The sequence below is a fragment of the Leptolyngbya sp. FACHB-60 genome (assembly GCF_014695775.1).
Classification (GTDB): Bacteria; Cyanobacteriota; Cyanobacteriia; order Phormidesmidales; family Phormidesmidaceae; genus Nodosilinea.
The window spans coordinates 21,008-34,761 of sequence record NZ_JACJOX010000016.1; the positions used below are offsets into that span (position 1 = coordinate 21,008).

Genomic DNA, 13,754 nt, shown 5'->3' on the forward strand with positions numbered 1-13,754 from the left:
TTATGGCTGCAGGCTCTGGTGAGAAGCATTTAATACACTTTTGGGTGCCCAACCTTTTTGAATTCAAGGGTGGAATTCAGGTTTATTTATGCGACATTCTACTTTCAATAGAGCAACTTTATAATCAAAATAATTTCTTTTTGGATATCGTCATAATTGATAAGCTTGACGTTGGCAAACCCGTAAGCATATTTGATGTTAGCTGTTTTTCATTTATTTTTACTGGGAAATTTCCTAAGAGTTTGCAAACTTTGGTGTTTAGCCTGAAAGCTCTAGCGATCGCTTTTACGCACCGACCAAATTTAATATTGTGTGGCCATTTAAATTTTGCACCTGTTGCCTATTTCCTTTATCGCTTACTAGGCATTCCCTACTGGGTGTGGGTATACGGTGTTGATGCCTGGAATATTAAAAATTCCCTTCAATGCCGAGCTTTACATGCTGCTGAGAAAGTTATTTCGATTAGTGGATGTACCCGCGATCGCTTGGTGCAGGAGCAAGGTTTATCACTCAGCAAGATTTCACTTTTGCCGGTCACATTCAATGTAAATCGTTTCCAAATTCAGCCGAAGCCTTCTTATCTCCTTGACAGGCATTGTCTTGGCGCAGGTCAACCAGTCATTCTTACGGTTGCTCGTCTTGCTGGCCAGGCGAGACATAAAGGGTACGATCAAATTCTCAGAACTTTACCTGAGATACGTCGCAAAATTCCTGATGTCCATTATGTTTTAGTGGGTAAAGGTTGCGATAAATCGCGAATAGAAAATTTGATCCACGCTTTGCAGCTAGATGATTGTGTGACTTTAGCTGGGTTTGTGCCCGATAAAGAGATTTGTGATTACTACAACCTCTGCGATGTTTTTGCCATGCCCAGTAAAGGTGAGGGATTTGGCATCGTTTACCTTGAATCTTTAGCTTGTGGTAAGCCTACCGTAGGAGGTAACCAGGATGGTGCTGTTGATGCTCTGTGTAACGGTGAACTCGGCGTTTTAGTTGATCCTGACGATTTGGCTGAAATTGCTTCTACTTTAGTAGAAATTCTTCAAGGAAAATCGCCTCACCCCATTCTTTATCGGCCAAAGGTTCTGCGGCAGAGAGTTGAAGCAATTTATGGATTTGAGAAGTTTCAGGCTAATTGGTTGAATTTAATCGAAAAATCTAACTTGATGTCATCGTAGTATGAGAGTCCTTCATGTGCTGCCCTCACTCAGTTATAGGCTGGGTGGACCTACTCAGGCTGCCCTTAACATTGTTCGAACCCTACGAGATTTGGACGTTGATGCTGAAATAGCAACTACCAATGATGATGAATCTAGTTTTCTAGACGTTCCTACAGGCCGTCGTTTTGACTATGACGGCGTACCGGTGTGGTTCTTTTCGCGCTTAGCTCGGCTCAAAGCCTTTATTCCATCTATTGGGCTAACTCAGTGGATGGTTAACCATTTAGAAGAATATGACCTAATTCATAATCACTATTTATTCTGCTACGCACCAACTGTAGCCGCGAGATTGGCACAGTATCGTGGCGTTCCCTATATTACTCGCACGATTGGTCAGCTAACGCCGTGGGCGCTTCAACAAAGCCAACACAGAAAACAAATTTACAGTCGTTTAATCGAACGCCCAACGCTTAACCGGGCTGCCGCTGTTCACTGCACGACCGTAGCTGAAGCCGAGGATGTTCGCCGGTTTGGGGTTACAGCTCCTACCCTGGTCTTGCCTCTAGGGGTTAATCCTATAGCTGTTGACCTTAGTGCAGCAGCACGACTGCGCGATCGCTACGCCATACCAACCAACAGCACAATCACCCTGTTTCTATCTCGACTGCACGAGAAGAAGCGCCCCGATTTTCTACTGCGTGCTTTTGCCCAACTTGCTCCTAAGTCTCAGGGTCATCATTTGTTGCTGGCAGGCTCTGGGGAGGCAGGCTACTGCGATTGCCTACACGCTCTCACCCACACGCTAGGTATCGCCGACAGCGTTACATTTACTGGCTTTGTCTCTGGCTCAGATAAGAATCTGCTGTTGCAAGGGGCTGACCTATTTGCGCTGCCATCTTACTCAGAAAACTTTGGCATCGCTGTAGCAGAGGCTTTAGCAGCTAGTCTTCCGGTTATTATCACTCCTGATGTTCAAATCGCACCTGACGTCGCGGCGGTTCAGGCAGGACTAGTGGTTCCCGATCGCCTAGAAGATTGGACTGAGGCCCTAGACACACTGCTCTGTTCCTCTAGTTTAAGAACTCAGCTAGGCCAAAATGGTCAGCGGCTCGCCAAAACAAAATACAGCTGGCCCGCGATCGCGCAAAACCTGAGCCAGTCCTATGATGAAATTCTTACTGGTCAACCCCTATCGTTTGCCTATAGGTCTTGACTCAGTGAGTGACGCGATGGCAAATAAATTGTCGTAAAGCAGCTTCAGAATAGGGCATAGCCAACTCTCGATCAGTGCCGGTATTCTGTCGGCAATCGTAGCGTTTAACAGGTCGGCTTTTGCCATCAATGCCAACAACCACCCGATACTCCCAGGCATATTTGGCACTGCGCTTGATCGTTTCAATACAGACTTGCTGCCCCTCTAAGTCGCGACAGAGAACGCTGGCCGAGGACTCAGAGCTCCAAACCAACAGGACTCCCCAGAGCCCAAGCCCCATCAGCACCACAATCAAAGCGCGCACCGTATCTTTACTCTTTCGTTCATTAGCGCAGGTCATAGCCAAACAAATTAGGATCGACATCGCCCAGATTTAGATCGCTTAGGCCGTACTCTATCCAGCGGCGATCGACTAGGGCAGCGGTGTTTGAGTCGGGGGTGAGTTCTTCACTCCAAGGACGATCGGTTTCGGGATAGACCTTGGTGGTGGCGTCAATGCCCATGCGGCTGCCAAGACCAGGCTTTTCGGTGGCGAAGTCAAGGCTATCAAAGGGGTTGTCAGGCAGAATGAATACGTCTCGGACGGGGTCGACCTTTGAGGTCACGGCCCACATCACCTGACGCGGATCGCGGATGTTGATGGATTTATCGACGACGATGACAAACTTGGTGTAGCTAAACTGGGGCAGGGCCGACCAAAAGGCTAGGGCGGCGCGCTTAGCTTGCCCAGGGTACGACTTTTCAATGGAGAGTACAGCAGCTTTGTAGCTCAGCCCTTCCATCGGTAGAAAGAAGTCTTGAATTTCGGGCACCTGCTGACGCAGAATTGGGTTGTAGATGCGGTTAAGGGCGATCGCCATCATGGCGTCTTCCTTCGGTGGGCGACCGCTAAAGGTGGTCATGTAAATCGGATTTTTGCGGTGGGTGAGGCAGTGAAAGCGCAACAAAGGCGCGGCTTCGTTGATACCGCCGTAGTAGCCGATGTGGTCACCAGCGGGGCCATCGACGGCGGTGTCACCGGGGGTAATGGTGCCCTCTAGCACGATTTCAGACTGGGCCGGAACTTCTAAACCGACGGTTTTGCACTTGGCTAAGCTGAGACCTTTGCCAGCGTAGAGTCCGGCGAACAGCCACTCCGAGAGGTCGATGGGCAGCGGCGTAGCAGCGGCAAGAATCACCAGAGGATGAACGCCGATCGCGATCGCCACCTCCAAATTCTTACCCATCTCAGCGGCCTTGCGCAGATGGCGGCTACAGCCCCTTACCGAGAGCCACTGCACCGTAGCGGTATTTTTTGACTGAAGCTGGAGGCGATAGACCCCTACGTTAGGAATATTGGTTTCGGGGTCTTTGGTAATCATTAACCCCAGGGTTATCACCTTGTCGGCGTCGCCGGGGTAGACCCGCAGCAGGGGAATTTGGTTGAGATCCACCGCGTCATCTTTGAGCACCACCTGCTGACAGGGGGGCAGCAGGTCGCGCATGGGCTTGGCTTTTACTACGTCAAACAGCGCTTTGCCGAGGTCGATAGCCTGGGAAAACTGCTTAGGCGGGCGGGGTTGGTAGAGCAGCGCTAGCTTCTCACCCAGGGTTTCGAGTTCGGCGGGGTGCTCCATGCCCATGGCCCAGCACACCCGCTCGACGGTGCCCAGCACGTTGATGGCCAGAGGCATGGTCGCGCCCTGCACATTCTCAAATAGCAGGGCCGGGCCACCCCCTAGCAGCAGACGGTTGGCGATCTCGGCAATCTCTAACTCTGGGCTGACGGGGGCCGTGATGCGGCGCAGCTGACCTCGCTGTTCCAGAAGAGTGAGAAACTGCTGTAGATCGTTTGCCATAGGGAGAGGATTTGTGAACGAGTGTTAAGGCCACTTTCATTATGGTGGAGCGGGGGGCCAGTCTGGAGAACCCTGCCCAATTCTTTGACGTGGTGAAGTAGTGGAGGCAGCATGCGATCGCGCCCACTTCCTGGCACAATCGGGGTTATTGCCATCGGCAATGACAGCTGCTCAAAGGATTCTCGAGATCGATGCAAAGGCGCACGCTGAGATTGTCTAAGTATTTGGTCTGGCCTCTGACCCTAGGTCTGGTGGCCTGTGGCAATCGGCTCGACACAGCTGAGGTCGAGAGTGCCATTCAGGCCGACATTGAGCGCCAGGGCCGCCGGCTCTCGCTCAAGGCCGTACTCTGCCCAGGGGATGTCTCACGCCAAGCAGAGGCCTATTTCCGCTGTGTGGGCGAGGTGGATGGTGGCGGCACCTTTACGATCAACGTGATTCAGCAAGACAACCAGGGCAATATCACCTGGGAGGTGCCCAACTCTAAAGCGTTGCTCAATTTGCCTAAGGTCGAAGACAGCATTCAACAAGGGCTCTCCCAGGCCCACGGCAAGCGCGCCCTGATTGACTGCGGCAGCGCCACCTACCGGGTGAATCAGCCAGGCGATCGCTTTGAGTGCCAGGTCGTGGGGGGCGTAACTACCGACACCAGAACTATTACCGCCGTTGTAGTCAGCATTGACCCCGACGGCGATCTCAGCTGGCAGGAGCAGACGGCGGCCCCAGGGACTTCCCTCCAGGCGATCGCGGCCCCTGGCAACCCATCACCCGCCGGTACCGCCGCCCCTCAGGCTAAAGCTCCAGCGGCAGCCGCTCCTACGGCCGGGCCTAAATCAACTGCGGTGACAGGGCCTACGGGGCGCACCGTCAATCGCCCCTACGTTCAGGGCGACGACGATTAGACAGGTCACTTAACCTTTTCTTAAGTCGTCAATGCCTATTCTTTAATTTCTGGGATAACTGCTTTCGGTAGGCTTATCGTGATAGAAACACTGACGAGCAAACCAATTCAAGGCTAGAGCTGGGCTATGACAACTGTTCTCGACGTTTTGGTCAAGGGTGGACCCGTAATGGTGCCCATTTTGGGCTGCTCGGTGCTCACCATTGCCACGGCCCTAGAGCGCGCCCTGTTTTGGACAAAGCTGCTGCGCCGAGAAGACCAGGTCGTGGCTGAGGTGCTCGATGCCTCCCGGCGCGATCTGAGCCAGGCTGCTGCGATCGCAGCCCAGTCCCAAGATTTGCCCATCGGCCGGTTTTTGCTGGCTCCCCTGCGGCTCAAGCAGCCCTCCCCCGAAACCTTTCGTCTGGCAATGGAAACAGTGGGCGATCGCGAATTGGTCAAAATGCGCAAGGGCGACAAGCTTCTAGAAACCGTCGTGGCAATCGCGCCGCTGCTGGGTCTGTTAGGGACGGTAACCGGCCTCATTGCCACCTTCAGCAACCTCAACATTGGCGGCGGCGGCTCAGGAGATCAGGCGACCGCCGCCGCCTCTGGTATCGGCGAAGCGCTGATTACGACCGCGGCGGGCATGGTTGTCGCCATCCTGGCACTGCTAATCTTTCGCGTCTTGGTGACCCTCCAGGCTCAGCAGGTTGACTACTTTTCCGATGCTGGCAATGAGCTAGAACTCATCTACCGTCAGTATTGGTACGAGCCCACCGCCCTGGCCAACGACCCCGCCCACCGGGGAGAGTTTATCGGCAGCGGCGATCGCCTTTAATCCCTTAGGTGCTTTACGACCTAGGCAACGCTGCTTGCCGTACAGCCCCGCTGAGCAGCCCAGTCGATCCTCATAGCGCCGCGCTCCCGACGGGGCAAGTGCCGCCCAATTAAACTGGGGCAGAGATTGTTGTCAACCCACGCGCTTACTCTTGCGCCGACTGTAGCGCCAGCACCACATCGCCCTCCAAAGGCCATCTCTGGGGTGCCACCAGGGCATAGAACAACGCCTCGTAGCGATCGATCGCCCGTTTAGCCGAATAATGCTCCAAAGCATATTGTCGCCCGCGACGAGCTAGTAGCTCTGCCGTTTCGGGCTGATGGTACAGCATGAGAATTCCCTTGGCTAGGGCGGTAGGGTTTTCGGGTTCGACCACCAGACCACCGCCGCTGGCCAGCACCGCCTGGGCCGCCGTGCCATGGGCAGGTACAGAAGCCAGAATCGGTCGGCCACTGGCCAACAGCACCTGAGTTTTAGAGGGCATATTGAAGCCCACCACGCCGTGCTTCTGCAAGATCAGCCCCACATCGGCGGCCGCTAGCATATCGGGCAGTTCGGCACGGGGCACAAAGGGCAACAACGACACATTTGTCAGCCCCAGCTCCCGGCAAAAGCGCTCTAACGCCTCTAGTTGCTTGCTTTCACCCACAATCACCATTTGAATGTCTGGGTAAGCTCTCAGCGCCTGGGCCGCTCGAATCGCCGTTCGGATTCCCTGGGTTTCAGCGATGTTGCCGGTATAGAGCACCACAAACTTGTCTTGCAGCCCGTGGCGACGGCGAAACTCACTACTAGCCTGGGATCGAGGGGCAATGAAGTCAACATCCACCCAGTTAGAAACAGACACCATTTTGGCGTCGGGCACCCCCTTAGCCAACAGATTGTCACGAAAACCCTGGGCAATGACGGTGATGCGAGTGGCATTTTGATAAGCAAACTTCTCTAGCACCTCAAACAGACAAATTGCCCAGGAATTGGTTAGCAGCCCGGTTTGGACAGCGGCTTCCGGCAAAATGTCTTGTAGATTCAGCACACTGGGGCACTGAAACAGCAGCTTGAGGGCAGCTACCGGCAGGCAAGCCGGCAAAGAAGGGCTGGCGTTGAGAATGATGTCGGGTCGCCAGCCTCGCAGGGCTGGCCAGAGGCTGAGGGTAATAAAGCTCGATTCCAGCAGCAGCCGCCCCACTAGCCCCCGCCTAGCATTGGCTAGCACAAAGCAGCGCTGAATCATGACGCCATTGCGCTCTTCGGTGGCGTAAAGCCGCCCACGATACTGAGGATAGATACTGCGTTCGGGGTAGTTGGGCATGGCGGTTACTACCCGCACCTGATGCCCTCTAGCAACCAGCCCCTCTGCCAACTCAGTCATCAAGGGCGCAATGCCGATGGGCTCAGGATAGTAATTATAGGAATAAATTAGAATTCGCATCGACAACGCCTGCTCCAGAAAACCACGTACACAACAGCTGTGTTGGGGCAAAAGACGACTAGGGTAAGTCTGAGTGAGAGCTGGTCTGCGCCTAACCTAGGGTGGCTTGCTTCTACTAGACTGAGGGCAAGCGCTACTATCCGGAAGCATTAAGGCCTTGTTCATCAAATATTGATGCCTCGCCTAACTTTGCCCTATAGAAACTTTAGCCTGTAAATCTAGATCCACATTTGGTCACCGATGGCCAGAATGGCTGGCCGATCGCTAATTTGAGCGCCTAGTAATCAATAGGTTCAGCATACCCAGCGGAGAGTAGCGAGTTAATGGGTAAATTCACAGAAAAGCTGGCTCTCAGTGTGACAAGCCAGACCAGATTAAGCATTTTGCAACTATTGTTCTGCTAGGTTTTCCGATGGTTTGGAACCCCCTCAGGCTGTTAAAAACCCTGATTCACTTTGAGGTCGCTGGGCCTTTCAGTAAAGGACTGCGCAACTTACCCGGCATGACGAACTCAGGTATTGCTATGACACAGGCTTTAGACGCCAACAGTTTAGTTCCAGCACCGGCAAAACAGTTGCTGTGGCTGCCGGGGGCCGCCAGGGGAGTCACTGAGGCTCTAGCTAAATCCGTAGCATCTCTAGACTACTCGGTTACTACCGAGCAGCCGGAGCACTCGCTGGTGAATATACCCGTGGTAGTTTGGCCAGGAGCGGCGGCTGGTTTAGAGTTTGGCCCCATGCTCGAAGATCTGGGGCAACGGGCTACCTACCAAGAAGCTACCCTAATCGATTTTCGCCAGCCTGACCCGGCGATGGCAGCTCTGTGGGGCAGTTTAGACGACGGTGTCATGGGTGGCGTCAGCGCTAGCCAGGTGCAGTGGCGGGAGGGGCTGCGGTTTGGGGGTGAGGTGTCTACGGCCAATAGCGGCGGGTTTGCCTCGATACGCACCCGCAACCTTGAGCCACCGCTGAATCTTGGCCAGTGGCAGGGTACAGTGCTCTCTGCCCAAGGCGACGGCCAGCGCTATAAGTGGATTTTGCGCGATCGCCCCGGCTGGGATAGCCTAGCCTATTGCCGCTCTTTCGATACTGAGGCAGATCGACTTATCACGGTAAGGACACCGTTTTTAGAAATGGTTGCTACTCGTCGCGCCCGCACGGTGCCGGATGCCAGCCCCCTCAACCCAGCTCAGCTGTACTCTATGCAACTTATGCTGAGCAAGTTTGAGTACGACGGTGAATTAAACCCAGCGTTTCAAGCCGGTGCCTTTGGGTTAACGGTGCAGAGTCTCGGGGTTTATCGACAGGGGCCAAAGCCGATAGTCGTGCTGCCAGGAGAAAATGCGGCTGACTTCGGGCAACTGCTAGCCGCAGCAGGGCTGACGGGAGTAATCCGTCAGGGAGAGGGCTTTGCAGTGGTTGGAGCCAATGACAAATTGCTTCCAGAGGTTAAGCCAGCCGTGATCGAGGCCATTTTTGAGGTTTTCGGTTAAAAACCCAAGAGCCCGTGGCTTAACAGAGACTTCCATTAAGCCACAGGCTCCCGAACTGTATGAAAAGGGTACGAAGCACGAAAAAGGTTAGTAAGCCGATCGTATGTCGCCGCGTTCAGCACGGGCGCTCTCTTTGGCTTTAGCAGCGCTCTTTTTGAGAGCTTCGAGGCGCTTAATGTAGCGATCGCGCTGGCGCTTCTTAGGGGTTTGCTCGATCAAGGTTTTGAGGGCGCTGCCCAAGCTCTTGTAGGCGTTGGGCAGGGTGTAGCCAAAGCGAGTGGCAATGGCGATCGCCCGCTCGTCGGCGCTGATGCTTTCTTGCAGGGTCTTCTGGTTATTGTTGCGCTTATAGAGCCGCCAGCTCGAAAAGCCGCAAAGCCCTAGAGCCAGCGTGAGCAGCAGCCCATCTTGCACCCACAGCTCACCCACAGCACCGCCGAGGCCAATGGCCAGAGCCGCCATTTCCCAGCCGTCGCGAGGGATGGTGTCGTTTTGAATGCGACCGACCTCGTGCCAAAACAGCAGATTGCGCTGGTCTAAAGCCAGCTGCTCCCACTTGATCAGGTCAATCTGGATTTCGACCTGGTCTTTGCCCAGTTCCTCGCAGGTGACGAGCGGTGGGGTGACATCAATGGCCGACTCCACCGTCACCCAGCTCTGAAGTTCTGGGGGCAGCAGGCTTCTCAGACGGCGAAGCTCACCCATATCGGCGCGGGCAGTGGCGGTGGCGTACGAGGTCATGGAGATTACGGGGGTGACAACTGCAAATCAAATTTATTCATAAATCCTACCTTAAACCCTTTTAGTCAATGGGCGGTTATCCGCTCTTGAGCTAGTCGGGGTGGAAGCGGGGCTAACATCAGAATATCGCTACAGTCAGATCAAGGCGTAGGGGGCGATCGCGTCCTCGGGGTCAGCGGCATTCTCAAGCTGTGCGATCGCCCCATCCAGCAGAGCATAACCGGCCTCTACCGTGTCAATTTGACAGAGCTGCTGGCGCAGAGGGGCGGCTCCCTCAAAGCCTTTGACATACCAGGCCATGTGCTTGCGGGCCTGGTGAATGCCTTTCTGCCCCTTGTACTGCCACAGCAGCCCCAAATGCTCACGGGCGTAGCACAGCCGATCCACTGGCGTAGGTGCTGAAGGGTCATTGCCGGTTTTTAAGAACCTGTCGATTTCACCCACCAAAAACGGGTAGCCCAGGGTGCCCCGCGAGCACATCACCCCATCGGCCCCGGTTTCTTGCAGGCAGCGCACCGCTGACTCCACCGAGACAATGTCGCCGTTGGCAATCACCGGAATCGAGAGGGCGGCTTTGACCCGGGCAATCCAATCCCAGCGGGCGGGGCCGTGATAGCCCTGGCTGCGGGTACGACCGTGGAGGGTGAGCATTTGAGCTCCAGCGGCCTCCATGCGGCGGGCAAACTCGACCGCATTGATGTGGTCATCATCCCAGCCAAGGCGAGTTTTAACGGTGACGGGCACGGGCACCGCCTCAGCCACAGTGCGCACAATCGCTTCAGCTATCTCGGGCTGGCGCAGCAGCGACGACCCACCACCCTTTTTAGTGATTTTATTCACCGGGCAGCCCATGTTGATATCGATGGTTTTAGCTCCCTCGGCGACGGCCTTGCGAGCGGCGGCAGCCATAAAGTCAGGGCAACAGTCAAACAGCTGGATGGATATCGGCTGCTCGCGATCGCCAATATCCATAATCTTCTCAAGCTGCTGGGCGTGGCAGACGCCAGTGGCCTGCACCATCTCGGTGTAAAGCATTGAGACCGGCGCATAGCGGCGCACCAGCTGGCGAAAGGCGCGATCGGTCACGCCCGAGAGGGGGGCTTGGAGCACCCGGCTCTGGATAGTGACCGAGCCGATAACTAAGGGCGATCGCAGCCGCTGCAAGAGTGTGGAGGAGAGAGGAACCATAGCTATGCTGATACCCGACTAGAGCTTGCCCACCAGCCAATAGGTGAGCATTTGGCCGCGACCCTTAACTGCCACGTAGCCGCGCTGCTCAAACTGAAACGTGTCCTTCAGCCGTTCGTATAAGTTGGGAGTGACCTGAATGCGCTGGGCCTCTCCAGTGGTTTCCATCCGGCTGGCGATGTTGACAGTGTCGCCCCACAGGTCATAGGCAAATTTGCGCCGCCCAATCACCCCGGCGACTACCGAGCCGGTGTTGATGCCCACCCGAAGTTGAAAGGTCTTGCCGTCGGGGCGGGGAAACTGCTTGATGGCATCGCAGATGTCGAGGGCGAACTGAGCGATCGCCGCCGCATGGTCGTCGTTGGCAGAGGGCAACCCCCCAGCTACCATGTAGGCGTCGCCGATGGTTTTAATTTTTTCTAGGCGATGAAACTCGGCTAGCTGATCGAACATAGAAAAGACCTCGTTGAGCAGCTTGACCAGCTCACGCGGCGTCATCTCGCTAGAGGCGGCGGTAAAGTCAACCAGGTCGGCGAACAGCACGCTGACTTGGTCGAGGCTCTCGGCAATGGTGCGCGCCCCGCCCTTGAGACGCTGGGCAATGCGGTAGGGCAGAATGTTTACCAGCAGGCGATCGGCCTGCTGCCGCTGCTGGCGCAGCTCAGTCTCCATCTGGCGGCGTTCGCTGATGTCGTGGACAATGCCTTCGTAGTGCAGAAAGGTACCTGCTTTGTCCCACACTTTCCAAATGTCTTCGCTTACCCAAAAGGTGGTGCCGTCTTTGCGCAACACCTCCGACTCGGCGTCGGCAATTTTGTCAAAGCGATCGAGGTAGACCGTCAGTTCGTCGCGACGCTTGGGCTGAAGGTAGATTTGGCGACTAATGTCTTCGACAGTGGACACCATTTCCTCGGCTGACCCATAGCCGTAGAGGCGAGCCATGGAAGGGTTGACGCTAAGCAGCTGCCCCGTAGCTGAAGCCTTAAAAATACCCACTGTCGCATTCTCAAAAATGCTGCGGTAGTTTATCTCGGCCGCAGTTAGCGCCTGCTCCATCTGGGTGCGCTCTTCTACCTCTTGGATGAGAAGCGCATTTTGCTGACTGAGCTGCTGTCGCTGCTGGGCCAACCGCAGCTGGTTTTGCACCCGCACTAGCACTTCCTGCACCGCAAAGGGTTTTGTGATGTAGTCAGTAGCTCCAACCTGGAAGGCTTTGACCTTGTCTACCGAATCTATTAGAGAACTCAGGACAATCACCGGTATCTCAGCGGTGAGGGGATTGTGCTTGAGCTGCTGACACAGCGAGTAACCATCCATGTCAGGCAGCAGAATGTCGAGCAGCACTAGCTCTGGGCGGCTTGCCAAAATCAGCGCGATCGCCTGCTGACCACTCTCAGCCACTTGAATGCGGTACCCCTGCTGGCTCAATAGCCGCTGCAGCAGGCACGATGTCTCAGCATCGTCATCGACGATGACTAAATCAATGGCGATGGGAGCATCATCCACAGCGCGGGGACAGGGCAGACTAGGGGATTGGTCTAAGCATACGGATATTAAGCCGAAACGATGCACTGGATCTACACCGATCTACACCCTGGGCTCTAGGGTAACGCCATCCGGCCACAGGGTGTGCTGAAACAGATGTAATGGCTGGCTGGTTAACGCACCTTAAGTGCACCACTGCGGTTGCGGTAGCCCGTCACTAACCCTTGGCGAAAGGTGACTTCGCCGTCTTCGAAGTGAAAGACTTCTTCACAGCTGTTGTCGTTGCGGCTGATGGCCACTGGGGTTTGCCCCTCGGCCCGCAACACCTCGGTCCGGCTGGAGCCCATGGTCCAAAACTCGGGGGCAGTTTGGCCAGACAGTAGGGCCGGGGGCTGCGCCGACACCTTAAGGTTTTGGTCAGCGTTGAGGTAGCCAATCACCTGGCCGTTTTCAAACAGCACTGAGCTTTTGCCGTAGTACAGCGTGGTAAACCCGTTCGAGGTGTATTGCTCTTGGCGGGTGGGTGTGCCCTGGAGCTGTAGGACATCGGTTTCGGTTGCCCCTAGGGTCCAGCGGTTTTCAGGGGCGCTGACCGAAACCACCACGTCGCCGTCGGCCAAGACCTGGAGGTTGCCGTCGGGGTTGTTGTACTGCTTTACGTAGCCGTTGTGCAGCTCAACAATGCTGTTGCCGTAGCGCAGGGTTTGCTGGCAGGCATCCTGGGACTGCACGGTTTGAGAGGGCGCTCCCTGAACGGTTGTTACCAGATCGCGATCGGAGCCTAGGGTCCAGTAGGTTTTGCGATCGGGGGCGCGACTGACCCGGCTACCCACATTGCTTTGGGCGTACTGCAAATTACGCACGTACTCGACAACCTTTTGTTTGGCTAGGGCCGCATTGGCGCTGCCGTTGGGCACCGCTCGCATGTGGGCGATCGCCTGCTGCCAGAGAATGACCACCTCAGCCCACTCTTCGCGAAATTCTGCGCTTTGGGTGAGTTCTGCCGCTTTCATCGCCCGCTCAGACCCCTGGCGAAAGGCGTCGCCGTTGACGGACACAGCCGCACGAGCGGGCAGCCACGACCAGGGGCGCTCTTGAGGATTAAGAAATATAAAACCAGCGGCGACTCCGAGGCCCACCGATAGCCCAACCGCGCTCCATGTCAACCGTTCTCTCAGGGTTTGCCCCGGTCGCTTGAGTACAAAACTGTAAAGGGTTTGAGGATTTTGCCCGTCTAGCTCAGGATGGCTACGTTTAGTCATAGGTATAAGGAGGAGTGAACAACCCCAGCATCAGCCTGGGGGCCAAGGGCCACAGCAGAGCTTGTCTGGCGCTTCCGTTGAGCATCAAAACCTAAAGAGATATGCAAGACAATAGGAGGATAAATCCCCAGGATAACGTTGGAGAGAGCACAATTAGTTAATGGGTGTATTCGGCCAAATGGAGGAACCTTTAGCCTTCGCCAAGCTATCTCACAAAACTGAACT

General features: G+C 55.3%; 12 protein-coding genes. 5 read left to right on the plus strand and 7 right to left on the minus strand.

Annotation, left to right across the window (positions count from 1 at the left end; genetic code table 11):
* Nucleotides 1-2: 2 nt before the first annotated feature.
* Nucleotides 3-1,178 (plus strand): glycosyltransferase, encoded by a 1,176-nt coding sequence (locus H6F57_RS04185; RefSeq protein ID WP_190626392.1) that lies wholly within the window; start codon nt 3-5, stop codon nt 1,176-1,178.
* A gap of 1 nt (nt 1,179) precedes the next feature.
* Nucleotides 1,180-2,373 (plus strand): glycosyltransferase, encoded by a 1,194-nt coding sequence (locus tag H6F57_RS04190; protein ID WP_190626393.1) that lies wholly within the window; start codon nt 1,180-1,182, stop codon nt 2,371-2,373.
* A gap of 1 nt (nt 2,374) precedes the next feature.
* Here the strand turns inward: H6F57_RS04190 and H6F57_RS04195 are convergent, their stop codons facing one another.
* Both H6F57_RS04195 and H6F57_RS04200 read right to left on the minus strand, forming a co-directional pair.
* A complete protein-coding gene (locus H6F57_RS04195) occupies nt 2,375-2,713 on the minus strand; it encodes a hypothetical protein (protein WP_190626394.1) in 339 nt (112 codons plus the stop codon).
* Complete coding sequence (locus H6F57_RS04200) at nt 2,700-4,211, minus strand: UbiD family decarboxylase (protein ID WP_190626395.1); 1,512 nt, start codon at nt 4,209-4,211, stop codon at nt 2,700-2,702. Before H6F57_RS04200 ends, H6F57_RS04195 begins: the two co-directional genes overlap by 14 nt.
* Before the next feature lie 191 nt (nt 4,212-4,402).
* On the opposite strand from H6F57_RS04200, the gene H6F57_RS04205 reads away from it, so the two are divergent.
* Nucleotides 4,403-5,113, plus strand: a complete 711-nt coding sequence (locus H6F57_RS04205) for a DUF4333 domain-containing protein (protein ID WP_190794980.1) — start codon at nt 4,403-4,405, stop codon at nt 5,111-5,113.
* 126 nt (nt 5,114-5,239) lie between these two features.
* A complete protein-coding gene (locus H6F57_RS04210; protein ID WP_190626397.1) occupies nt 5,240-5,932 on the plus strand; it encodes a MotA/TolQ/ExbB proton channel family protein in 693 nt (230 codons plus the stop codon).
* Between the two features lie 145 nt (nt 5,933-6,077).
* On the opposite strand, the gene H6F57_RS04215 is transcribed toward H6F57_RS04210, so the two are convergent.
* Nucleotides 6,078-7,361, minus strand: a complete 1,284-nt coding sequence (locus H6F57_RS04215) for a glycosyltransferase family 4 protein (RefSeq protein WP_190626398.1) — start codon at nt 7,359-7,361, stop codon at nt 6,078-6,080.
* Between the two features lie 523 nt (nt 7,362-7,884).
* Between H6F57_RS04215 and H6F57_RS04220 the strand changes: the two genes are divergently transcribed.
* On the plus strand, nt 7,885-8,853 hold the full coding sequence (locus H6F57_RS04220; RefSeq protein WP_190626399.1) for a CIA30 family protein: 969 nt from the start codon (nt 7,885-7,887) through the stop codon (nt 8,851-8,853).
* Nucleotides 8,854-8,940: 87 nt separating this feature from the next.
* Here H6F57_RS04220 and H6F57_RS04225 read toward each other — a convergent pair whose 3' ends face one another.
* The 4 genes from H6F57_RS04225 to H6F57_RS04240 form a co-directional block, all read right to left on the minus strand.
* On the minus strand, nt 8,941-9,594 hold the full coding sequence (locus H6F57_RS04225; RefSeq protein ID WP_190626400.1) for a DUF3318 domain-containing protein: 654 nt from the start codon (nt 9,592-9,594) through the stop codon (nt 8,941-8,943).
* A 135-nt stretch (nt 9,595-9,729) separates the two neighbouring features.
* The gene (gene dusB, locus H6F57_RS04230; RefSeq protein WP_190626401.1) at nt 9,730-10,782 is read right to left on the minus strand and encodes a tRNA dihydrouridine synthase DusB; all 1,053 of its coding nucleotides are present in this window, start codon (nt 10,780-10,782) and stop codon (nt 9,730-9,732) included.
* A gap of 18 nt (nt 10,783-10,800) precedes the next feature.
* The gene (locus tag H6F57_RS04235; protein WP_190626402.1) at nt 10,801-12,288 is read right to left on the minus strand and encodes an adenylate/guanylate cyclase domain-containing protein; all 1,488 of its coding nucleotides are present in this window, start codon (nt 12,286-12,288) and stop codon (nt 10,801-10,803) included.
* A 152-nt stretch (nt 12,289-12,440) separates the two neighbouring features.
* Entirely contained in the window at nt 12,441-13,529 is a 1,089-nt protein-coding gene (locus H6F57_RS04240) for a hypothetical protein (RefSeq protein ID WP_190626403.1), read from the minus strand.
* Between the last annotated feature and the right edge of the window lie 225 nt (nt 13,530-13,754).